Origin of the sequence: Mediannikoviicoccus vaginalis (assembly GCF_928097925.1) — a bacterium.
GTDB lineage: Bacteria > Bacillota > Clostridia > Tissierellales > Peptoniphilaceae > Mediannikoviicoccus > Mediannikoviicoccus vaginalis.
In genome coordinates this window covers 1,354,579-1,376,210 of sequence record NZ_CAKMRI010000001.1, presented here as the reverse complement: position 1 = coordinate 1,376,210, position 21,632 = coordinate 1,354,579, and the positions used below count along the sequence as shown (strand labels likewise).

The window sequence follows — 21,632 nt, the reverse complement described above, 5'->3', positions numbered from 1 at the left end:
TTTAAATACCTCCCAAAATTTCTAATATTCTATCTAAATCCTCATTACTCATATAGAGGATTTCTATCTTTCCACCCTTTTTCTTAGGCTTTAAATTTACTTTAGTTCCAAAAAAATCTACAAGTCTCTCTTCAATTTCGACTTTGTAAATATCCTTTGGTCTTTTATTTGTGGTTCTCTTTTCAACTTCTCTAACAGATGACTTGTTCATCAATAATTTTTCAAGCATCTTAAAGCGCTCTTTCTCATCCTTTATAGAAAGGAGAGTTCTCGCTTGAGTTGAAGTTATGTCCCCTTGCTTCAAATATTCTAATATCTTAGGGTCAAGTTTCAAAAGTCTAATGGTGTTTGCAATATAAGATCTGGACTTGCCAAGCCTTTTTGCAAGCTCCTCTTGAGTATAATTATATGTTCTTAAAAGTTCCTCATATGCAGTTGCCTCTTCATAGGGATTTAAATCTTCCCTTTGAATATTTTCAATAACGGACATCTCCATAATCTCTTTGTCCGTGGCATCGATTATCCTAACAGGAACCTTTTTTAAATTTGCCAATAGAGAGGCCCTATACCTTCTCTCTCCTGCAACTATTTCATATTCTGAGTCTACTTTTCTAACTATAATTGGCTGAATTATACCAAACTCTTCAATTGACTCCTTTAGTTCAAATAAACTCTCTTCGTCAAATTCTTTTCTCGGCTGGTCGTGCCTTGGGTATATCTTTTCTATATCAAGCTCAAGTATTTCCGAACCTAAATCAGAATCCATCAGGGACTTTTCTATGCTGTCTTGTGGAATAAGTGAGCCTAAGCCTCTTCCTAAACCTTTTCTCTTAGTCATCTAATCACCTGTTATTATTTATTATCTCTTTAGTCAAATCTTTAAAAGCCGCCGCTCCTAGAGAATTTTTGTCGTAAGTAAAAATCGATTCACCGAAACTTGGCGCTTCTGCAAGTCGTACATTTCTTGGAATAATCGTAGAAAACACCTTGTCTTTAAAGTACTTCTTAACTTCCTTTTCAACTTCAATAGAAAGGTTATTCCTTCCGTCATACATTGTCAAAAGCACTCCCTCAATCTCTAAAGAGCTGTTCAAAGACTTTTTCACAAGATTAATTGTTTCTATAATAAGGCTAAGTCCTTCAAGAGCATAGTACTCAGATTGAATTGGAATTATAACAGAGTCCGAAGCCACAAGGGCATTTATACTTAATAGTCCCAAAGACGGTGGACAGTCTATAAAAATAAAATCATATTCGTCTTCCAAAGACTCTATGGCCTTTTTAACATAAAACTCCCTTTCCTCCATGCTGATAAGTTCGATTTCCACACCGGATAACTGTATATTTGAAGGTATTATATGAACATTTTCGCTTGTAGTTTCATGAATTAAATCATTTATGTCATGAGTAGATGAAGAAAATAAATCATATATTGAATTGTCTAAATTGTTTTTATCAAGTCCAAGTCCTGAAGTGGTGTTGGCTTGTGGATCCATATCTAAAACCAAAACCTTTTTTCCCCTTATTCCCATGCCACAGGACAAGTTCACAACAGTGGTGGTCTTACCCACTCCGCCCTTTTGATTAAAAATACAAATTGTTTTCATAATACCTTCCTTTCTTAATTTATTATAACATAGAAATAGTGGCTTTTTCAGCTTAAAAAAATGCACATAAAAAATACCCACCTTCACAGTGGGTATGATTAATTATTTTAAATTATTTAAGCTGAAATTTTCATCATAGGCCTTCTGAATTATCTCCGGTGAAAGCCCAGAAGACTCTAAAGCACTTTCATATATCTTTGTAATGAGTTCAAAGCCTTTATCTCCCTTTTTTAATGCTGCACAGCTTTGTTTCTTCTCTCCATCTTCGTACTCTTCAATATTTATAGCAAGCTCTTCAGAGTCAGTTGGAAAGTCAAAGTTAATTGATTTATTTTCATGAACAAGAGTAGTGTTCCCAATAAATTTATAATGATTATTCACCTTTACCTTATCAAGCTCTTCAAATAAATCTTTCACATCATCTTCGTGGCCTTCATAGAAGAGTTCAAACCCAATATAGCCCTGTTCCGCTCCAAGAAAATTAAATCTTAGTTCATCTTTTCTAATCTTCTCTGTTGAGATTTTGGACTCCATAGAACTTACGTCCTCTGTAGTATTTACTCCGTCTTTTGAATTAGAAGTATCCACTTTATTTACATCCTTATTACAAGATGTAAATATCATCAACAAAATTAAAAAACCTATGCTTAGCCTTTTCATCTCTGCCTCCTTAGGAGATTATTGTTTTTACTCCTCAAACTTCTTAAAATAAATAATCGTCTTAAACAAATCGCCGTCAGTGGGCATAAAAATTATTTTAAATTATTTAAACTGAAATTTTCATCATAGGCCTTCTGAATTATCTCCGGTGAAAGCCCAGAAGACTCTAAAGCACTTTCATATATCTTTGTAATGAGTTCAAAGCCTTTATCTCCCTTTTTTAATGCTGCACAGCTTTGTTTCTTCTCTCCATTGTCGTACTCTTCAATATTTATAGCAAGCTCTTCAGAGTCAGTTGGAAAGTCAAAGTTAATTGATTTATTTTCATGAATAAGAGTGATATATCCTATGAATTCATATTGGTCGTCTTCCTTTACCTTGTCGAGTTCTTGAAATAAATCTTCCACATCATCTTCATGGCCTTCATAGAAGAGTTCAAATCCAATATAACCCTGTTCTGCTCCAAGAAAATTAAATCTTAGTTCATCGTTTCTTGTGCTTCTTGATGAGACTTTAGAATCCGTAGCACTTACATCCTCTGTAGTATTTACTCCGTCTTTTGAATTAGAAGTATTTACTTTATTTACATCCTTATTACAAGATGTAAAAACCACCATTAACAAAATTAAAAAACCTATGCTTAGCTTTTTCATCTCTACCTCCTTTGCAGATTACATTTACTCCTCAAACTTCTTAAAATAAATAATCGTCTTAAACAAATCACCGTCTATTTCCATATTGAAAACTCCACCTTGCCCTTCCACAAATGATGTGGCAATGGAAAGTCCAAGGCCGTTTCCTTCGGTGTTTCGAGATTTGTCCGCCCTTATAAACCTCTGTTGCAATTCTTCTGGTGAGATATCCAGTTCGAACTTAGAAATATTTTTAAGTGTTATTCGAACCTTGTCGCCGCCATCATCCAGTGTAATATACACACGGGTGTTGTCCTGTGAATATTTTAGTATATTTGTAATTAGGTTTTCAAATACCCTGTAGGTCTTTTGCCCGTCCAGTAGACAGTATATTGGATACTCTGGCTCGTTTAGTATAAGCTTCATTCCCTTTTGGTCAAACTCGTCTCTAAATTCCCCAGTAACCTGGTTTATAAATGCAACTATATCTATTTTTTCTTTATTGAACTGTATGGAGTTACTTGTAATCTTACTGATTTGGAATAAGTCTTCAATAAGATTGTTTAATTTCGTTGCCTTTTCATAGATAATATCAACATATTCTTCCTTCATCTCTTCAGGGGTGTCCTCATCTTTAAGAAGTGACGAATATGAAATTATAGATGTTAGTGGCGTCTTTAAGTCGTGACTTACATTTGCAATTAGGTCAGTCTTTAATCTCTCCGCCTTAACCTTTTCTTCTACCGATTTATTTATATTGTCTCCAATGGTGTTGAAGTTCTTTGCAATCACTTGGAAGTGTGGAATGTCCTCGTCCACTTTTTCATCGAAGTTTCCTTCTGCAATTAGACTACTCTGTTTATTAATCTTTGAAATACTCCTTGACCAATCATATATGACCTTCCCTATTATATATGCGATTACTGGAGTGAGAAGCCAGCTAACTTCAAGAGTTTGTCCAATTAACATAAGAATTAAGAATATCGCAACTATGGCTGCAATCTTAACTAATGAATACTCTCCAATATCTCCTTGAAGGGTCTTTATCTTCTTAATTAATTTTTTTGCTCCAATTTTCGAGTAGTCCTTTGTCATTGAAAATCCACTTACAATAAGTGAATTTCCTAAAAATGCCTCTTTAAATCCATATCTATAGATTAATTTGATTTGAAGGATAATGGATCTTTCTATTAATATAACAGCAAAGGAAAATAGTACTAGTGCTGTTATTGACGAGATGTAGCTTATGTTTATATAGTTTATGTCTCCAAACCTCACTGGATAGTTAAATACTATTCCTGATAGCAAAATTAGTCCAACCCAAAATAATATTTTTATTTCAATGGGAGTTTTTCTAAAGGCCTTTACAACGGGAAGATTTTTGTATTTATCAAAATCAGAAAATGAGTCATAAATTAAAAACAAAATTGCCATTGCCATACTCCCAGGCAAAAATCCATATGAAAACACAAGTTTAGTCGGGTGTTTTATAATCGGATTGTTTTCATATTTATCCCTTGTCATTCCAATATTAAAGCTCTCAAGCTTTGCAGTCTTGTACTTAGGAGTAATTATATTTACTCCCACCACTTCTTCGCCGTCATCTGCGTAGATGTATTCAATGTCAGATTCATTGGAGTTTTGCATCTCATTAAAATTCTTGTCGTTGAAGTCGGGACTAGTTTTAGGAATATATCTTGTTTGATTTTCGTATATGATATTATTCATGTAGCTATTTACAATTGGAATAATGGCTTTTTTATATTCCTTCTTTAGCTCCTTGCCTTCGAAGACCAGCTTACCGTCTTTTATGTGTCCCTTTGACAAAAATACAAAGTCGTTGTCGTTGTAATAGGACTCAAATCCGTCTATGGTCTTTTCTTTTATATTGCTTAGCACAGAGTAATCTTCAGGCTTTGCATCTTCGAATATCTCCTCTTCACTATTCTTTGTCTCAATTGGGTGACCCATTGAGTCAGATGGATAAAAGTCACCATATTTAAAATAATAGTCGATAAACAAATCAGTGTTGTAGTAGTCGTCAATATAGTTGTTATATTTTTTGTTTTCCGTATAACTTCCAAAACCATTATTTAAATAGTATGGAATAATTTCATCTTCACTAAGTTGTCCATAATTTTTATAGAAAAAAATTCCCGTTCCAGTTGAAATGGCAAGTATTAAAAGAGCTACGAGCATCCTCTTTAAAACCAACTTCATATCCACTTTGAAATTCATTTCTCTATCTAAATTAGCTTGCTTCAAATTTATAACCTACCCCCCATGCAACCTTTAGGTACCTTGGATTTTTAGGATCAATCTCAATCTTTTCCCTAATTCGCCTTACATGTACTGAAACGGTCTTTGACTCTATTGCCGGTTCGTTCCAAACCCTTTCGTAAATTTCGTCCATTGAAAATATCCTCCCTGGGTTTGACATAAGTAGCTTCAATATATCAAACTCAATGGAGGTTAGATGAACTTCTCGTCCATTTATTTCAAGAATTTTTTTATTTAAATCAAGAACTGCATCGGAAACTTCAATCTTGTCATCACTGTTTTCATCTTCAGTATATCTGTAGAACCTTCTTATGGCGGAGTTTACCCTTGCCACTAGCTCGTTTGCATTAAAGGGCTTTGTAATATAGTCGTCTGCGCCAATGTTAAGCCCATTGACCTTGTCCTCTTCCTCCGACTTTGCAGACAAGATTATAATTGGCACATATGTGTCCTTACGAAGCTTCCTTATGGCTTCTTCTCCACTCATTAAAGGCATCATCAAGTCCATAATAACTAGATGAATACTTTCCTCTTCAAAAATCTTTAGAGCTTCAACTCCATTATATGCATTAAAAACAGTGTATCCCTTGTTCTCCAAAAATATTTTTATTGAGTTTCCTATACTCTTGTCATCTTCACATACTAAAATATTGTAAGTTATCATAAAATCCTCTTTCCGTCTTTGATACTTTAATTATACACAATCTCTATCCAAGAAAGATTCTTTTTACCCTTTTCTCCAAAAACTTGTGAACTCTTATTAGGAGATGTAATCTTAGAACTATTAATCTTGTTGTCCTTTCCCATAACCTTTGTGCTGTGTTTGTACTTGCAAACAAACCTAGAAACAATTTTGTCATTGTCGATTCTATATTCCCAGTTTGAAATAAGAGATGCCATATCAAAATTACTTAAGTCCTTTCCTGGTTCACAGTCACTATTTGTAATAAGCTTTCCATTTTTAATATCTTTTACAACAAGCTCATCACCAGGTTTTAATTTTACATATGAAAAATATTCTTTGCCGTCGTTGTCAATTCCCTTTAAGCACCACTCATCCTTACTTTCCAAGTCCTTTAAGTTGAAATAGTAATTCTTAGAGTGATCGATTTTATTTTCCCTAACATCAGACAAAATACTTGCCCAATTTCCATTATATAGTCCAATGTTTTTGAAATTTACAGAAGTTCTATTATTTACAGTTAAATTTGCATCATTAGGCATATCCTCTTCATTTCCATATAGCATATAAGATCCAAAAAGAGTTGAACCAATTATCATTAAAAGTAATAAAGTTTTTTTCATAACCCTCACTCCTTTATCATTACTTTGATTTATTTTTCTTCCTACTATAAGTATACAATCCAATTATTTCAAAATTATTACATAACTATTACAAAATTCTTACAATTTGAAAAAAATTGAAATATTTGAAGTTTTACATGTTTTAATTCTTTACTTACACCCTTTAAACAGAAATAAATTAATTTTTCGCTAAGGTTACATGTCTTTAGTATTTTCATCGTTCTTTTAAAAAATATTTTTAAAAGCTGTCTGGAAAAACTTTAAGCTATGTTATTATTTTAGAAATGTTTAAAATAATGACTCCAATCTTTCTCTACTTAATTTTTATCAATCATATGAGTAACCATGTTGTTAATTACCATTAAACTATCCTACTCATCAATATAAAAAATCAGCCTACCCATCCCGTCAACCTGTTTACAATATTTCAGTTGACAGGTTGCATTGTCGAGAGACTTTGTTGTAATTCTAAAATATTTTAGTAAATTTTAGAAAGTTCAAATAAATTTTTAATATTCCCTTGAGATATCTATATTCTATATCTCTAAAATATCTTTACTAGTATCCGTATCATTACCTACTAAGCTTTATTTCTTTCATCAAATTACTTTTACATCAATATAACAACTTTATTACTTCTTATGACAAAGGAAGATTTTATTACTTTTTCACCCAGTCAGTAAATTCATTTCTCAACAAAAAATAACTCATCCTTTATTCTTTAGTAATTAGCCTACCCATCACGTCAACCTATTTTCATTATTTCAGTTGACGGGTTGCGTTGTCGAGAGAGTGTATTAAATAAAATCATTTATATAACCAAGTAAGAAGCATATCAAAACATAAATCGAAATAGAATTTTAAATTAAAAAGGAAAATAAGACGACTGTAAAATTTAATCTTTAAGTTTTCTTTAGTCATGTCAATGACAATAATATTTTTCATTCACATCAATACCAGTGACTCTTTCTATTCGTATCTAAATCTCTTTCCTATATCAATACCTATAGTACTTACCATCTTAAAATTATCGCCTAACAATCCTGTCAACTTTATTTCGATATTTCAGTTGACAGGTTGCGTTGTCGAGAGAGTGTATAAAATAAAATAATTTAAGAAACCAAGTAAGAAGCATATCAAAACATAAATTGAAATAGAATTTTAATTAAAAAGGAAAATAAGACGACTAAAAATTTTATCTTTAAGTTTTCTTTAACCATATCAATTACAATGATATTTTTCATTCACATCAATACCTGTGACTCTTTCTATTCGTATCTAAATCTCTTTCCTATATCAATACCTATAGTACTTACCATCTTAAAGTTATCGCCTAACAATCCTGTCAACTTGATTTTGATATTTCGGTTGACAGGTTCACCCTGTCGTGGGAATATAGTATAAAGAGATGGGATGTGGAAGTAATTACGATGTAAAGAAATATAAGTTAAGATTAAAAATGAAATGAAAAGTTAATAGTTAGAATGAAGTTAATCGTGAAAATGAAATGAATAACTAAAATAAAAAAACATAAGCGATATGAAAACTAAATGTTAATTGAAAAACAAAAAAAAATATAAGTGTTACTAAAAACAAAAGTAAAATGAAATTAAAAAGCATAAGTGATGCGTAAACGAAATATGAATTGAAATATAAACATAAGCGATGCGTAAACGAAATATGAATTGAAATATAAACATAAGCGATGCGTAAACGAAATATGAATTGAAATATAAACATAAGCGATGCGTAAACGAAATATGAATTGAAATATAAAAGCAAAATAAATTTATTACAAATACGCTAAAGTATCGAGAGATAAATACATAACATTTTACTAAGGAGGGATTAAATGAATAAATCAAAGGATATTGCTTTTATGGGAATGTTGCTTGGGGTTATGGTTATATCTTCATGGATATCCATACCTATGATGGTGCCTTTTACTCTGCAGACTTTTGCAATCTTCTTAACTATTCTTGTCCTTGGGACATGGAAGGGATTTTTTGTTGTGATTTCTTATATTGCCCTTGGCCTTGTAGGCCTTCCAGTTTTTTCTGGTTTTAAGTCTGGGGTTGCAACAATCGCCGGGCCAACTGGTGGATATATTTTAGGATTCTTATTAACTACAATCGTTACTGGAAATCTTCTGGAGTTTTTGCCTGACAAGAGGTCTTACAGATACTTTTCTATGTTTATTGGCCTTATTATATGTTACATATTTGGAACTTTTTGGTTTATAAATATGTACACGAAATCCACCATGAGTTTTTCAAAGGCGCTGTCCCTTTGTGTAATTCCATTTATAATTCCTGATGTTTTAAAGATTTTATTAGCAGATTATATTGCAAGATTATTAAAGAAAGTTGGTTAGATTATGAAGTTAAAGGATGAAGTGTTTAAACTTTTGGAAAAAAATATAAATAATTTTATTCCTGGCACCAAGATGGCACTGGAGCTTCAAGTTACAAGAAATGCCATTTGGAAGGCAATTGAAGAGCTTCGTAGCGAAGGCTTTGACATAGAGGCAAAAAACCAATATGGTTATCGTCTATTAAGAAAGAGCAGGGAGAGTTTTAGAAAGGATATTCTATCCCTATGTGAAAATAAAATTTCCCTTGAGTACCTTGACGAAGTTTCTTCTACCAATGATTATTTGAAGGTTCTTGCAAATAAAAATTATCCTGAGTACTATACTGTTATTTCAGAAAGTCAGTCAAATGGAAAGGGTAGGCAGGGTAAGTCCTTTTACTCTCCTGATTCTACGGGAGTGTATATGTCCATGCTCCTTCGTCCAAAGTTTTCTATGGAGAAGGCATTGAACATTACAACTTCCGCTGCTGTTGCTGTTTCTAAAACAATTGAAGAGTTTACTAATAAGGATAGCAAGATAAAATGGGTTAATGATATCTTTATTGACAATAAAAAGGTCTGCGGCATCTTAACTGAAGGTTCCATGGACTTTGAACATTTAAATTTATCCTATGCGGTCTTGGGCATTGGGGTAAATCTTTTTAAGCCAAAGGCTTTTCCAAATGATATTTCAAATATTGCCGGTTATATTATTGAAGACTTTGATGAAGAAGTTAAGGCAAGGTTTATTGCAAGATTAATTGATAATGTAATCTACCATTATAAAAATATTGATTCTAAAGAGTTTTATAAGTATTATAGAGAAAAGTCGTATCTTAAAAGCCGTACCGTTACTTTTGACTATGAAGGGCGAAAAGAAAGAGGCAAAGTAATTGATATTGATGAAAATTATTCTCTTGTTATTGATACAAAAGACAAAGTCATACATCTTAACACTGGAAGCGTGGAACTTAAGGAGGACATATGTTAATTAAAAATGGTCATGTAATCGATCCTAAAAATAATGTGGATGAGGTTTTGGATATTAGAATTAGAGACGGCAAAGTTGTAGAAATTGCCAAGGACTTAAGTGAAGATGGTGAAGAAATTATAGATGCAAAGGGTCTTGTAGTTTCCCCTGGCCTTGTGGATGTGCATGTGCACTTTAGGGACCCAGGCTTTACTCATAAAGAAGATATATACTCTGGGGCAAATGCAGCTGCAAGGGGCGGATTTACCACAGTTGTCTGCATGGGTAACACCAATCCAACCATGGATAATGAAGACACATTGAAGAGCTTCTTAGAGCGTTCGAAAAAATGTCCCATAAATGTTAAGACCATTGCCACAGTAAGCAAAAAGTTAAATGGTAAGGAGTTTACAGACTTTGAAAAGCTAATTGAACTTGGTGCTGTTGGTCTTAGTGACGACGGTGTTGTGATTAAAGACGGAAAGTTTTTAAAAGATGCATTAGACAGGGCATATAAATTAAATGTTCCAGTGAGTCTACACGAAGAGGACTCGGATATGTTAGGTTCTCATGGAGTAAATGAAGGGGAAGTTGCAAAGGCCTTTAATGTAAAGGGCGCATCAAAGGTTTCGGAATATTCACAAATTGCAAAGGATTTGGCAATAGGACTAAGCACCAAGGGCCACATCCATATTCAACATATTTCATGCAAGGAGTCGGTGGAAATAATAAAATTATTTAAAGAGCTTGGAGTAAACGCAACTTGCGAAGTAACGCCAAACCACTTTAGTTTAAACGAAGAAGATGTTTTAAAAATTGGAACCCTTGCAAGAATAAACCCACCAATTAGAACAGAGGAAGATAGACTTGCGCTAATTGAAGGCTTGAAAGATGGAACTGTGGATATGATTGCAACGGATCACGCTCCCCATACTATGAAGGAAAAAGAAAGGGAATTTGAAAGGGCACCTAGTGGCATCCTTGGACTTGAAACTTCACTGTCTCTTTCCATAACAAAACTTGTAAAGCCGGGACACTTAACACTTCAACAGCTTATTGAAAAGATGTCTCTAAACCCTGCAAAGTTATTTAACTTTCCTGCGGGAGAAATAAAAAAAGATTTTCCTGCGGATATAACAATCTTTAATCCCGATGAAGAAATAGTCTATGATGAATTTGTTTCAAAATCAAAAAACTCTCCATATGTGGGAATGAAACTGCAAGGTGTTGTTAAGTACACCATCTGTGGTGGAAAGGTTGTTTATAGAGGATAAAATAACCCCCTTCTTGGTGAAGGGGGCGTTTTTTATTGAAGAGATTCTTCTCTTGAAGCAAATATAATAATTGGGTAGGAAATTAACACTGCTAAACTGGCCATAAAAACACAGATGTAGGCGGGAAATTTATCTGCTAAAAATCCATAAAACATATTTCCAAGTGGTATGGAAGACAATGCCAACATACTAAACACCGACATGATTCTACTTCTGTATTCATTTTTGATATTCTTTTGAAAAAATACCTGCGTTGCAATATTTAATGGCATCACCGAACTAATTACTAGACAATCAAGTACAGTTATTAGACACACTGCCACTAATATATTTTCCTTTCCTCCATTCATTCCAAAATAAACACTGCAGCCTATTAGAAATAAAAATGCTGATATGGAAAGTGAGCTGTATTTAAGTAATTTTTCAGGCTTAACTTTTTTAATTATAGGTAGTATTAAAAACGGAAGAACAATACTTACACTTGCCGTTGCCGCTCTATATGCTCCATAAGCATATTCGCTTATGCTAAACACTTCTAAAAACACATAAGTAATCACTACGCTAAATACTGCTGAGAATGAAAAATTTATTAAAGGTGCTACAATAACAAAGATTTTAGCAAATTTATTTCTGCCTAATTCCTCCAAGCCTTCTTTAAATTCCAAAAAATAATTTTTAAACCCTCCGACTTTCTTCTCTTTTTTATCAGAAGCATAGGGTGTATTTATAAAAAAGTTTAATACCATTGCAATGGACAATAAACTAGATATTAATATAAACGCACCAAAAATACCGAACTTCTTATATATGAATGCTGCAACCACAGGTGTAGTTATATATACAATACCATCGTCCACTCTAGATAGAGTTACAGCTTCTTCCATTAAATCTTTATCAATTATCTCCGATAAAATCGAACTTTCCGCAGCGTTGTAAAATACCTCTATCATTTCCAATGCAATAACTAAAACATAAACTGAAAAGAGAGAAATATCTCTATATGTACCGGAATAAACCGCATAAAAAATCATGATTAATAATTGTACTAAGTTTAGGGTTTTAATTATGTTTATTCTTTTTAACCTGTCTCCTACCACTCCACCTATAGGCGTTAGAAAAATTCTAGGCACTATCACTATAGAAAGAATGGAAGCATATACTAGAGGTGATCCTGTTTTTTCAAGAATATATAATGCCAAAGTAAATTGTAGTATATTACTTGAGCCCATAGAAAAAGCCGTTGAAAAAAAGTAACTTAAGTAGCTTTTGTTTCTCAATAATTTTTTTACAGGTTCTTTCATTTAAAACTATTCCTTTCTTTTTATTTTAAAAGCACGAGCTTTTGTAAATACATTTTAGCATGTGCTTAAGATTAAATCAATAATCATTATCATTTATATAGCCCATTTAGTCTCGTAAATTAAGGTTCACACTTTTATAATCTCCGTCAAAGCCATCGAAGAGCTCTTTAATATTTTTTCTTTCCTCTATCTTTTCAATTAATATTTTATTGTGCTCTACTTTTATTTCTAACTCATCTTTGTCACTTATATTAAGTTCGTCAAGAATGACTTTTGGTATTCTTATGCCTTGGCTATTGCCCCACTTCTGAATTTTAATTGTCATCTTAATCCCCCCTTGTATATACTAAGTATATACTTTTGTTGAGTTTTTCCAATAAAAAGAGTAATGATAAGAGTGTTCTTTTAATTTCATACTCTTTTCATTACTCTAATATTTATTACTTTTACTTCTAACGACTTAAAAATCCATGATCTAAAAGATGTTCTAACAATATTTTAAGTCCTATAAGAATCAATATACTTCCACCTAGAACTTCTGAACTCTTTTTGAATTTGTCTCCAAATTTAAATCCTAAATACACTGCTACAAATGAAAAAGCAAATGTAGTCAGTGCTATTATGCCAGAAGGTTTTAATATATTTACATCAAATGCAAGTAGGGAAAGGCCTACTGCTAAGGCGTCGATGCTTGTTGCAACTGACAGTACAAGCATTTCTTTTATATCAAATTTCATATCAAGTGGACATACATATTCTTCGTCTTTTTCTTCGGTAATGGCTTCGTAAACTATTTTACCTCCTATCAAAAATAGAAGTGTAAATGCCATCCAGTGGTCAATGTTCATTATCAACTCTATAAACCTATATCCAATATAGTAACCTAAAAAGGTCATCATGCCTTGAAAAAATCCAAATAAAATTGCTATCTTTGTGGCATATCCCCTGTCGAATCGACTTAGGCAAAGTCCTTTGCATATGGCAACTGCAAAGGCATCGGCGGATACACCCACCCCTAAAAGTAACATATCCAATGTTGACATAGCTAATGCTGTCATATTATCTCCTAACTAAATTCAAAAGCCCACAATGGTGGGCTCTTTATAAAATTTTATTAATTTGAAATGAGATTCTTCGACTTCAATTTTTGCTTTACAAAAATTTTCCCCTTAATGACATGAAGGCGTGATTCTCACTTCTAAAAAACTACATCTTTTCTGGTGCTTTTATTCCAAGTAAGTAAAGCCCCTTCTTTATTACATTCTTAACTGTATAGCAAAGTAATAGTCTTGTGTTCTTTAACTTTTCGTCTTCGTCAAGAATTGGAACTCTATTATAGAATTTATTAAACTCTTTCGCAAGTTCTACCACATATCTTGTTACGAAGAATGGTTCCATCTTTTCATGGGCATCTATTACAGTGTCTTTGAAGTTGTATAACACTCTAAGCACATTTATCTCTTCTTCTGTCTTTAGTAGTGATGGATCGAACTCCATATCTAAATTGAAGTCACCTTTTTTAAGAAGTGAACAGATTCTTGCATGTACATATTGTACATATGGTCCTGTTTCTCCTTCAAATGACAATGTCTTGTCCCATGAGAACACATAGTCCTTTATCCTTTGGTTGAAAAGTTCTTGGAATTTAACTGCGCCTATTCCAATCTCTTTTGCAAGCTCTTCCTTGTCTTCTATCTTTATTCCCTTTTCTTCTTCTCTTTCAGTTAATATATCGTCAACCTTATCAACAGCACGATTTAATACATCTTCAAGGTATACAACTCTACCCTTTCTTGTTGAAAGTGTTCCGTCTTCTAGAGATACCATTCCAAAAGGAACATGGGTAACTTCGTCATACCATTCATATCCCATTTCCTTTAGCACATATTTAAGTTGTTGGAAATGTAGATTTTGTTGCGATGCTACAACGTAGATGTTTTTGTATGGTTTGTAGTTATCATGACGATACTTTGCCGCCGCCACATCCCTTGTGATGTAGATGGTGGATCCGTCAGATTTTATTATAAGTGCAGGTGGTAGGTCATACTTTTCAAGGTCAACTATCTTTGCACCTTGAGAGTCCACAAGGATTCCCTGTTCTTCCATCCTCTTAACTTGTTCGTCCATCTTGTCTGAGTAATAGTGTTCTCCCTTGTATGAATCGAACTCGATGTCTAACATCTTATAAACTCTTTTGAATTCTTCCAGTGAAATATTTCTAATCCACTCCCACATCTTAACCGCTTCAGGGTCTTTGTTTTCAAGATCCACAAAGGCATCTCTACACTCTCTGTGAAGCTTTTCGTCATTTTCAATGGCATCATTTATTTTTACATAAAGCTTAAGTAGTTCTGGTATTGGATTATTTTCTATTTCCTTTAGATTTCCCCATTTTTTTATTGCAACTATAAGCATACCAAATTGTGTTCCATAGTCCCCAAGGTGGTTGTATGCAATTGCATTATATCCAAGGAATGAAAAAATTCTCTTTAAAGAGTCACCAATAATTGTAGTTCTAATATGTCCAATGTGGAATGGCTTTGCAATATTTGGTGAAGAGTATTCAACGATTACATTTCTACCTTCTCCTATGTCTACACGGCCAAAGTCCTCTTTTTTTTCAAGGGACTCTTTCATAATTGTCTCTGATAATTTTTCTTTATTAATAAAGAAGTTTAAGTACGCTCCCTTTGTTTCAATCTTTTCAAACATATCTGAATCTATGGAGTCTTTTAATTCTGTTGCTATTACAGCTGGGTTTTTTCTAAATACCTTCGCTAGTTGAAAAGTTGGAAATGCAAAGTCTCCCATTTCATAGCTTGGTGGTACTTCGATATTTTGAAATATGTCGTCTTTTGAAATTTCACTTATCTTTTCACTTAATATGTTGGCAATTTCATTTTTAAAATCTATCATTGTCTTCTCCCTCTTATGACTTCTAGTTAACAAGATGTTTATGTATCATATTTTATCACAAGTTTTAGTATTGATTAAGTATTTACAAGTAAATCCTCTAAGAAGTTTGAAACAAGCGAAACAGGGTAAATTTATATAAAATAGTAAATAATATTATAAGGAGATAAAATGATTAAAACAGTTACACTAAATCCCTCCTTAGACTACATTGTGGATGTGGAAAATTTTGAAGCGTCAATTATAAACAGAAGTCATAACGAAAAGTTTCTTCCCGGTGGCAAGGGCATTAATGTAAGCCAGGTCTTAAGCAACTTGGGAATGGAGAATATGGCCCTTGGAATTGTGGGAGGTTTTACGGGAGAGCACTTGGCCTTTCTTTTAAAACAAAAAAATATTGATGAAGATCTAATCTTTCAAGATGATATTTTAACTAGGATAAATGTAAAGATTCGTTCAGGTAGTGAAACTGCAATTAACGCACAGGGGCCTAGTATATGTGAAGAGACGAAAAATAAATTACTCAATCAGATTAAAAACTTAAATGATGGCGACTACTTAGTATTGGCGGGGAAAATCCCTCCCTCCATGCCTTCTGATTTTTATCTTGAAATTATGAAGCAAGTATCTGACAAAGATGTAGAAGTTGTAGTTGACGCCGAAAAAGAACAACTAAAAAAATCTCTATCCTATAGACCTTTTTTAATTAAGCCTAATGAAGAGGAATTAGGTTCAGTTTTTGATGTAAAAATAAATTCTCGGGATGATGTCATACATTATGCAATGAAGCTTCAAAAGCTTGGTGCCAGAAATGTTTTAGTGTCACTGGGCGAAAAGGGTGCTATACTAATAACTGAGGGTAATAAAGTTTACTGTGGCAACTCCCCCAAGGGAGAACTTGTAAACTCCGTTGGTGCCGGCGACTCCATGGTGGCAGGCTTTTTATATGGCTATATAAAGAAAAATTCTTTTGAGGAAGCTTTGAAGTATGGCCTTGCATGTGGTGCTGCATCGGCATTTTCTGAGGAACTTGCCACAAAGGACGAAGTTGTTAAACTTATTAAAAATATAACTATTAATGCATTGGAGGAATGATTATGAAAATTACTGACTTACTAACAAAAGATAGTATTCTTATTGGAGAGAGTTTTGAAAACAAAAACGAAGCCATTGACAAAGCTATCGACTTAATGAAAAACCTAAATAACTTATCGGACGTAGAAGAGTTTAAAAAACAAGTTCTTATTAGAGAGGATATATCCTCTACAGGAGTTGGTAAAGGCGTTGCAATTCCCCATGGAAAGTCCGACGCAGTTACTAAACCTGGTCTTTCTGCAATAACTATTCCAAATGGACTTGACTTTAATTCTCTAAACGGCGAGCCCGTTAAGTTATTATTTCTAATTGCAGACCACGAAGACGATACAAATATACATCTTAAAATTCTTTCTAGACTTTCCACAATGCTTATGGATCAAAGTTTTATAGATGAATTAGTTCAAGCAAAAGACAAAGATGAATTTTTAAATATACTCGACAGAACTGAAAAAGAAAAATTCAAAGATGAAGGCTTTAAAGAAGAAGAGGAAAAAGAGTTTTCTGGAGCAAAGAATATAATTGCCGTTACTGGTTGTCCTACAGGTATTGTTCACACTTATATGGCTGCCGACGCACTGGAACAAAAGGCTAAGGAACTTGGATACAATATCAAGGTTGAAACTAGAGGTAGAAGTAATTCAAGAAATGAACTTACTAAGGAAGATATTGAAAATGCATTTAGTGTAATTGTTGCATCTGACACCAAAGTTCCTATGGAGAGATTTGAAGGAAAGAGACTTGTTTTAACAAAGGTTGCAGACGCCATTACAAATCCAACTCGCCTTCTTGAAGAAGCAATTTCAGAAGATACTTCTGTATTTGATGGCAAAGTTCCTCATGAAGAAGAAAATGAAAAAAGTGGCAACTGGATATATAGACATCTTAAAGAGCTCTTGAAAAAATAATTTAAAATACAATAGCACTATCTTAGCTAGGTAGTGCTTGTAATTTATTGGGTTTGAAAACCTTATCACGAAATAGCAAAGGAGGGTTAATATGAAGATTACCGACTTACTCACAAAAGACAGCATATCCATTGGTGAAAGCTTAAATAGCAAAAACGAAGCCATCGATAAAGCTGTAGGTCTTATGAATAATTTAAACAATATTGAAGACCTGGAAGAGTTTAAAAGAAAAGTTTACCTGCGTGAAGAACAGGGCTCCACAGGAGTTGGCGAAGGGGTTGCCATCCCCCACGGAAAATCAAATGCCGTAAGTAAACCTGGTCTTGCGGCAATTACAATTCCAGATGGTGTAGAGTTCGACTCACTGGATGGAAATCCTGTAAATTTATTATTTTTAATTGCAGCTCCTGACACCGACTCAAATGTGCATCTACAAATTCTTGCAAGGCTTTCTAAAATGCTTATGGATAAAAACTTTATAAGTTCTCTTGTGAAGGCAAAGAGCAAGGAAGAATTTTTAGAAATAATCGACAATGCAGAAAAGGAAAAGTTTGAAGAAGAAGCTGCTGTATCTCAAGAAGTTTCAAAGGAAACTAAAAATATTGTTGCAGTTACAGGTTGCCCTACTGGTATTGCCCACACCTACATGGCGGCAGAAGCCCTTGAAAAGAAGGCAAGGGAACTGGGATACAATATAAAAGTTGAAACAAGGGGATCCGGTGGAGCAAAAAATGTTTTAACTGACGAAGACATCGCAAATGCAGATGGTATAATAATTGCATCTGATACCAATGTGCCAATGGATAGATTCGCTGGCAAAAAGGTTATTGAAACTCAAGTTTCTGACGGTATTTCAAAGCCAGATGTATTAATTGAAAGGGTGCTTTCAGAAAATGCACCAATATATAAGGCAAAGGGCGGAAGTTCTGTAAAGGAAAACAAAGTTGAAAATGAAAGTACAGGACATAAGATATACAGACATTTGATGAATGGTGTATCCCATATGCTTCCATTTGTAGTTGGTGGAGGGATTTTAATTGCCCTTTCATTCTTAGTTGACAGTTTGTCCGTTGACCTTGGCGCTCTTACAGTGGAACAAAGATCAAATCTTGGTACAATAACTGAAACTGCAAAGACACTCAAGACCATTGGTGGACTATCATTCTCATTTATGCTACCGGTACTTGCTGGCTTTATTGCCATGAGTATTGCCGATAGACCGGGCCTTGTGGCAGGTTTTGTCGGTGGTGCCATAGCAGCTGCTGGAACTTCTGGATTCTTGGGAGCACTAGCTGCAGGTTTTCTAGCAGGTTACATTGTAAAGGGTTTAATGAAAATAACAAATCCACTTCCTAAGAACCTAGACGGAATTAGAACTATTTTAATCTATCCTGTGTTCGGTGTTTTATTTACAGGACTTGTAATGACACTTGCCATTGAACCTGTGGTTGGAAAGATAAATGTGGGACTAAACACATGGTTGTCTAGCCTTCAAGGTACAAGTAGCCTCGTACTTGGATTTATTGTTGCAGGTATGATGGCTGTGGATATGGGTGGACCTTTCAACAAGGCTTCCTATGTATTTGGTACTGCATCCATCGCTGCAGGAAATTACAATATTATGGCGGCGGTTATGATTGGTGGAATGGTGCCTCCAATAGCAATAGCACTGGCATCACTAATCTTTAAAAATAAATTTACTGAAACTCAAAGAAAGTCAGCGCCGGCAAATATTATAATGGGCCTTTCATTTATAACTGAAGGTGCAATTCCATTTGCAGCGCAAGACCCGGCAAGGGTACTTCCTTCATGTATAATCGGCTCTGGAGTTGCGGGAGCATTGTCCATGTTATTCAACTGTACTCTAATGGCTCCACATGGTGGAATATTTGTAGTTCCAGTAATTGGAAACCCACTTATGTATCTACTGGCACTGGCAGTTGGTACTGCAATTTCCACAATATTACTTGGCGTATTAAAGAAAAATATTAAATAGCAATAAAAAACTGTTGGGACATCACACCCCAACAGTTTTTATTATTCTTCTGTAATAAACTCCATGTTCTTGTAGAGTTTTCCATTTATAAAAAGTAAAATTATCGAAATCAGCACGGCTATTGCAGCTGTAACAAAAAATCCAGAATCTTCTACCTTTGAAAATACTTCTACTACTGTTCCTAACCCTAGGCTGATTCCTGAAAGGATTAATCCAATTATTACAAATGCAAACATTCCGAAAGTTCTTCCAAGGCGAGATTCTAATACTTTAATTATCCCCTTACCTAGGTAGTTGAAGATAAGTGAGATTGAGTTAAACATTAGCACTGCCCCGAGTATCCTTAGTGGTCCTTGCCCAGTTATTATAAAAAATGGAAGGAATAGACAAATCGAAACCACCAATGTTTTTATATTTCCTAAAAGACCTGAGTAAAATACTTTTTTACCCATGGTATCTGGAATTAAATAAAATGAATAGTGATTGTATTCGCCATCTACAGATAAAAATCTAAATGATATTAGATTTATATATATTGAAATGGCTCCTACTACTGCAGAAAAACCTTCGCCAAATTTTTCGTCGCCAAAGGCCAATACAAAAAATAAAGAAGCAATAATTGCAGAGCCTGGAAGTTTTATTTTATCCAGTAGTGGTAGTTTTTTATATTCATTTAACTGCTTTTCAAAAATTGCCTTTGCGTAGTTTCCCTTAATGGTAAACTTAGCATTTTCTATAACCTTTTGTTTCTTTCCAACTCTATGGGATTTTCCAGTTTCCTTGTTCTTTTTAACGGCAATTCTATAATCTTCTGAAAATTTTATTGCATCTTCATAGTACTCTCCAGTGGAAGTACATTTTTTTGCCAAAATTACCAGGATAATTGTTGTTAGAAAACTTAAAATTGTAGAAACAAGCCTTGGTAGAGTGTATCCCTTAATAATTAATGAAACAACTCCAATTTCAAATCCATATATTGGCACAAACATAAGTGGATCTGAGTTTAACATTCCCAAAATTCTTCCACTTACTGGCCCTGTTCCTTCAACTACAATCCATATCATATAAAGTGCAACTATAAATAATAATCCATAGGTAACATATCGTATAATCTGTTTATGTTTTTCAGTTAAGTCCTCTGATGAATATATAATCACAGCTATGGCAAAGTCTGAAGCCAGTGACACCGTAAGTTGTATCACAAATATTAAAAGCACCTGCCACAGTTTCAAATGAAACACAAAGTAACCTCCAACCGCCATGGCAAGTTGTAATATTAATCCATAAAAGGCATTTAGTGTAAAGCCCTTTAAAAGAATTTGCTTTGGTGTAAAGGGAGCTATAAAGTCAAAATTTACATTCTCCTGTTTAAAAATTATTCCCCTTCTCTTTAAATAACTTAATGTTCCAGGGATTCCAAAGTAAATCATAAGTACTGCAAAAACTGCAACATAACCTTCCGGTGAGTCAAAGTTTATATTTTTAAAATTCTGCTGCAAGATAAATGGAAGATTTATAAAGTAAAGTAGTATAAGAAGTTTCCCAATTACCTTTAGAGGTTTATATCTAAGCTGTTTTACTCTATTTATTAAATTTCTCTTAATATAGTAGACACTTGAACTATACATCTTCATCACCGGTTACTTTGAAGAAGATTTCTTCCAAGTTCTTTCCTTCAGCCATGTCCTTGTCAAACTGTCCCATTACTTTGCCATTTTTAAGAATGACTATGGTGTCCCAAAGCCCTTCCACCATTTCAAGCATATGGGTTGATATAAGTATGGTAACTCCCTTGTCCCTAAGCTCTAATATCATTTTTTTAAGCTCTCTAATGGCTTTTGGATCAAGACCGATCATGGGCTCGTCAAGCATAAGTACCTTTGGTTCTATAATAAGGGCACAGCAGATTGAAACCTTTTGCATCATCCCTTTTGAAAGCTCATCTCCAAGTTTATTTTCCTTGTCCTTAAGCTCAAAGGTGTCTAGTAAATATTCTATCTTTTCTTCGTCAATTGGAAGGCCATATGCCTTTAAAGTGTATATTATATGTTCTCTAACGGTTAAAAGAGGAAACATTGTAGGAAGCTCTGGAACATATCCAAAAACTTTTTTCGCTTCAATGCTCCTGTTTTCAAAACCCTGTATGCTAACTTCGCCAGTGTATCTTAAAAGTCCTGCAATGGATTTTATGGTGGTTGACTTCCCAGAGCCATTTGGCCCCATAATAACACCAACCTGTCCATCGGGTATAAAGAAAGATACATCATCAATGGCTTTAACTTTATTATATTTTTTAGTGAGTCTCTTTACGTCTAACATAACTACCTCCTTAGTACAGT

The 21,632-nt window shown here is 33.8% G+C and carries 19 protein-coding genes; 6 read left to right on the top strand and 13 right to left on the bottom strand.

Annotated elements, in window-relative coordinates; all coding sequences use genetic code 11:
* Window position 1: 1 nt before the first annotated feature.
* From L6651_RS06345 to L6651_RS06315, 7 genes are all read right to left on the bottom strand, one after another.
* The gene (locus L6651_RS06345) at window positions 2–838 is read right to left on the bottom strand and encodes a ParB/RepB/Spo0J family partition protein (protein WP_237037127.1); all 837 of its coding nucleotides are present in this window, start codon (window positions 836–838) and stop codon (window positions 2–4) included.
* Window positions 839–842: 4 nt separating this feature from the next.
* Complete coding sequence (locus tag L6651_RS06340; protein WP_237037637.1) at window positions 843–1,610, bottom strand: ParA family protein; 768 nt, start codon at window positions 1,608–1,610, stop codon at window positions 843–845.
* 99 nt (window positions 1,611–1,709) lie between these two features.
* Entirely contained in the window at window positions 1,710–2,267 is a 558-nt protein-coding gene (locus L6651_RS06335) for a hypothetical protein (RefSeq protein WP_237037126.1), read from the bottom strand.
* Between the two features lie 92 nt (window positions 2,268–2,359).
* A complete protein-coding gene (locus L6651_RS06330; RefSeq protein ID WP_237037125.1) occupies window positions 2,360–2,920 on the bottom strand; it encodes a hypothetical protein in 561 nt (186 codons plus the stop codon).
* A gap of 24 nt (window positions 2,921–2,944) precedes the next feature.
* Window positions 2,945–5,164, bottom strand: coding sequence for a sensor histidine kinase (locus L6651_RS06325; RefSeq protein WP_237037124.1), 2,220 nt, complete (start codon window positions 5,162–5,164; stop codon window positions 2,945–2,947).
* Window positions 5,151–5,843, bottom strand: coding sequence for a response regulator transcription factor (locus L6651_RS06320; RefSeq protein ID WP_237037123.1), 693 nt, complete (start codon window positions 5,841–5,843; stop codon window positions 5,151–5,153). Before L6651_RS06320 ends, L6651_RS06325 begins: the two co-directional genes overlap by 14 nt.
* Before the next feature lie 26 nt (window positions 5,844–5,869).
* Entirely contained in the window at window positions 5,870–6,484 is a 615-nt protein-coding gene (locus L6651_RS06315; RefSeq protein ID WP_237037122.1) for a hypothetical protein, read from the bottom strand.
* A gap of 1,852 nt (window positions 6,485–8,336) precedes the next feature.
* Here L6651_RS06315 and L6651_RS06310 point away from each other — a divergent pair.
* The 3 genes from L6651_RS06310 to L6651_RS06300 are packed head-to-tail and all read left to right on the top strand — an operon-like array spanning window position 8,337 to window position 11,080.
* Window positions 8,337–8,858, top strand: a complete 522-nt coding sequence (locus tag L6651_RS06310) for a biotin transporter BioY (RefSeq protein ID WP_237037121.1) — start codon at window positions 8,337–8,339, stop codon at window positions 8,856–8,858.
* A gap of 3 nt (window positions 8,859–8,861) precedes the next feature.
* On the top strand, window positions 8,862–9,827 hold the full coding sequence (locus L6651_RS06305) for a biotin--[acetyl-CoA-carboxylase] ligase (protein WP_237037120.1): 966 nt from the start codon (window positions 8,862–8,864) through the stop codon (window positions 9,825–9,827).
* Window positions 9,821–11,080, top strand: coding sequence for a dihydroorotase (locus tag L6651_RS06300; protein ID WP_237037119.1), 1,260 nt, complete (start codon window positions 9,821–9,823; stop codon window positions 11,078–11,080). Before L6651_RS06305 ends, L6651_RS06300 begins: the two co-directional genes overlap by 7 nt.
* A gap of 32 nt (window positions 11,081–11,112) precedes the next feature.
* Here L6651_RS06300 and L6651_RS06295 read toward each other — a convergent pair whose 3' ends face one another.
* The 4 genes from L6651_RS06295 to argS all read right to left on the bottom strand — a co-directional run bounded on the left by L6651_RS06295 (window position 11,113) and on the right by argS (window position 15,297).
* Window positions 11,113–12,381, bottom strand: a complete 1,269-nt coding sequence (locus tag L6651_RS06295) for an MFS transporter (RefSeq protein ID WP_237037118.1) — start codon at window positions 12,379–12,381, stop codon at window positions 11,113–11,115.
* Between the two features lie 106 nt (window positions 12,382–12,487).
* Window positions 12,488–12,706: an AbrB/MazE/SpoVT family DNA-binding domain-containing protein gene (locus L6651_RS06290; protein ID WP_237037117.1), complete on the bottom strand. Its 219-nt coding sequence runs from the start codon at window positions 12,704–12,706 to the stop codon at window positions 12,488–12,490.
* A 127-nt stretch (window positions 12,707–12,833) separates the two neighbouring features.
* Window positions 12,834–13,439, bottom strand: a complete 606-nt coding sequence (locus L6651_RS06285) for a manganese efflux pump MntP (protein WP_237037116.1) — start codon at window positions 13,437–13,439, stop codon at window positions 12,834–12,836.
* A 148-nt stretch (window positions 13,440–13,587) separates the two neighbouring features.
* Window positions 13,588–15,297, bottom strand: coding sequence for an arginine--tRNA ligase (gene argS / locus L6651_RS06280; RefSeq protein ID WP_237037115.1), 1,710 nt, complete (start codon window positions 15,295–15,297; stop codon window positions 13,588–13,590).
* Window positions 15,298–15,465: 168 nt separating this feature from the next.
* On the opposite strand from argS, the gene pfkB reads away from it, so the two are divergent.
* From pfkB to L6651_RS06265, 3 genes are all read left to right on the top strand, one after another.
* Window positions 15,466–16,389, top strand: coding sequence for a 1-phosphofructokinase (gene pfkB, locus L6651_RS06275; protein WP_237037114.1), 924 nt, complete (start codon window positions 15,466–15,468; stop codon window positions 16,387–16,389).
* A 2-nt stretch (window positions 16,390–16,391) separates the two neighbouring features.
* On the top strand, window positions 16,392–17,297 hold the full coding sequence (locus L6651_RS06270) for a fructose PTS transporter subunit IIA (RefSeq protein WP_237037113.1): 906 nt from the start codon (window positions 16,392–16,394) through the stop codon (window positions 17,295–17,297).
* Window positions 17,298–17,388: 91 nt separating this feature from the next.
* Window positions 17,389–19,293 (top strand): PTS fructose transporter subunit IIABC, encoded by a 1,905-nt coding sequence (locus tag L6651_RS06265; protein WP_237037112.1) that lies wholly within the window; start codon window positions 17,389–17,391, stop codon window positions 19,291–19,293.
* 41 nt (window positions 19,294–19,334) lie between these two features.
* Here L6651_RS06265 and L6651_RS06260 read toward each other — a convergent pair whose 3' ends face one another.
* Window positions 19,335–20,921 carry a putative ABC exporter domain-containing protein gene (locus tag L6651_RS06260; RefSeq protein WP_237037111.1) on the bottom strand — a complete coding sequence of 529 codons (1,587 nt, stop codon included), beginning with the start codon at window positions 20,919–20,921 and terminating at the stop codon, window positions 19,335–19,337.
* Window positions 20,914–21,612 carry an ABC transporter ATP-binding protein gene (locus L6651_RS06255; protein ID WP_237037110.1) on the bottom strand — a complete coding sequence of 233 codons (699 nt, stop codon included), beginning with the start codon at window positions 21,610–21,612 and terminating at the stop codon, window positions 20,914–20,916. Before L6651_RS06255 ends, L6651_RS06260 begins: the two co-directional genes overlap by 8 nt.
* Window positions 21,613–21,632 lie beyond the last annotated feature (20 nt).

Bases quoted from the DNA above. Each gene is read 5' to 3' on its own strand.
- L6651_RS06345 (WP_237037127.1), bottom strand. From the start codon at position 838: ATGACTAAGAGAAAAGGTTTAGGAAGAGGCTTAGGCTCACTTATTCCA.
- L6651_RS06335 (WP_237037126.1), bottom strand. From the start codon at position 2,267: ATGAAAAGGCTAAGCATAGGTTTTTTAATTTTGTTGATGATATTTACA.
- L6651_RS06330 (WP_237037125.1), bottom strand. From the start codon at position 2,920: ATGAAAAAGCTAAGCATAGGTTTTTTAATTTTGTTAATGGTGGTTTTT.
- L6651_RS06320 (WP_237037123.1), bottom strand. From the start codon at position 5,843: ATGATAACTTACAATATTTTAGTATGTGAAGATGACAAGAGTATAGGA.
- L6651_RS06315 (WP_237037122.1), bottom strand. From the start codon at position 6,484: ATGAAAAAAACTTTATTACTTTTAATGATAATTGGTTCAACTCTTTTT.
- L6651_RS06310 (WP_237037121.1), top strand. From the start codon at position 8,337: ATGAATAAATCAAAGGATATTGCTTTTATGGGAATGTTGCTTGGGGTT.
- L6651_RS06305 (WP_237037120.1), top strand. From the start codon at position 8,862: ATGAAGTTAAAGGATGAAGTGTTTAAACTTTTGGAAAAAAATATAAAT.
- L6651_RS06300 (WP_237037119.1), top strand. From the start codon at position 9,821: ATGTTAATTAAAAATGGTCATGTAATCGATCCTAAAAATAATGTGGAT.
- L6651_RS06295 (WP_237037118.1), bottom strand. From the start codon at position 12,381: ATGAAAGAACCTGTAAAAAAATTATTGAGAAACAAAAGCTACTTAAGT.
- L6651_RS06290 (WP_237037117.1), bottom strand. From the start codon at position 12,706: ATGACAATTAAAATTCAGAAGTGGGGCAATAGCCAAGGCATAAGAATA.
- L6651_RS06285 (WP_237037116.1), bottom strand. From the start codon at position 13,439: ATGACAGCATTAGCTATGTCAACATTGGATATGTTACTTTTAGGGGTG.
- argS (WP_237037115.1), bottom strand. From the start codon at position 15,297: ATGATAGATTTTAAAAATGAAATTGCCAACATATTAAGTGAAAAGATA.
- pfkB (WP_237037114.1), top strand. From the start codon at position 15,466: ATGATTAAAACAGTTACACTAAATCCCTCCTTAGACTACATTGTGGAT.
- L6651_RS06270 (WP_237037113.1), top strand. From the start codon at position 16,392: ATGAAAATTACTGACTTACTAACAAAAGATAGTATTCTTATTGGAGAG.
- L6651_RS06265 (WP_237037112.1), top strand. From the start codon at position 17,389: ATGAAGATTACCGACTTACTCACAAAAGACAGCATATCCATTGGTGAA.
- L6651_RS06260 (WP_237037111.1), bottom strand. From the start codon at position 20,921: ATGTATAGTTCAAGTGTCTACTATATTAAGAGAAATTTAATAAATAGA.
- L6651_RS06255 (WP_237037110.1), bottom strand. From the start codon at position 21,612: ATGTTAGACGTAAAGAGACTCACTAAAAAATATAATAAAGTTAAAGCC.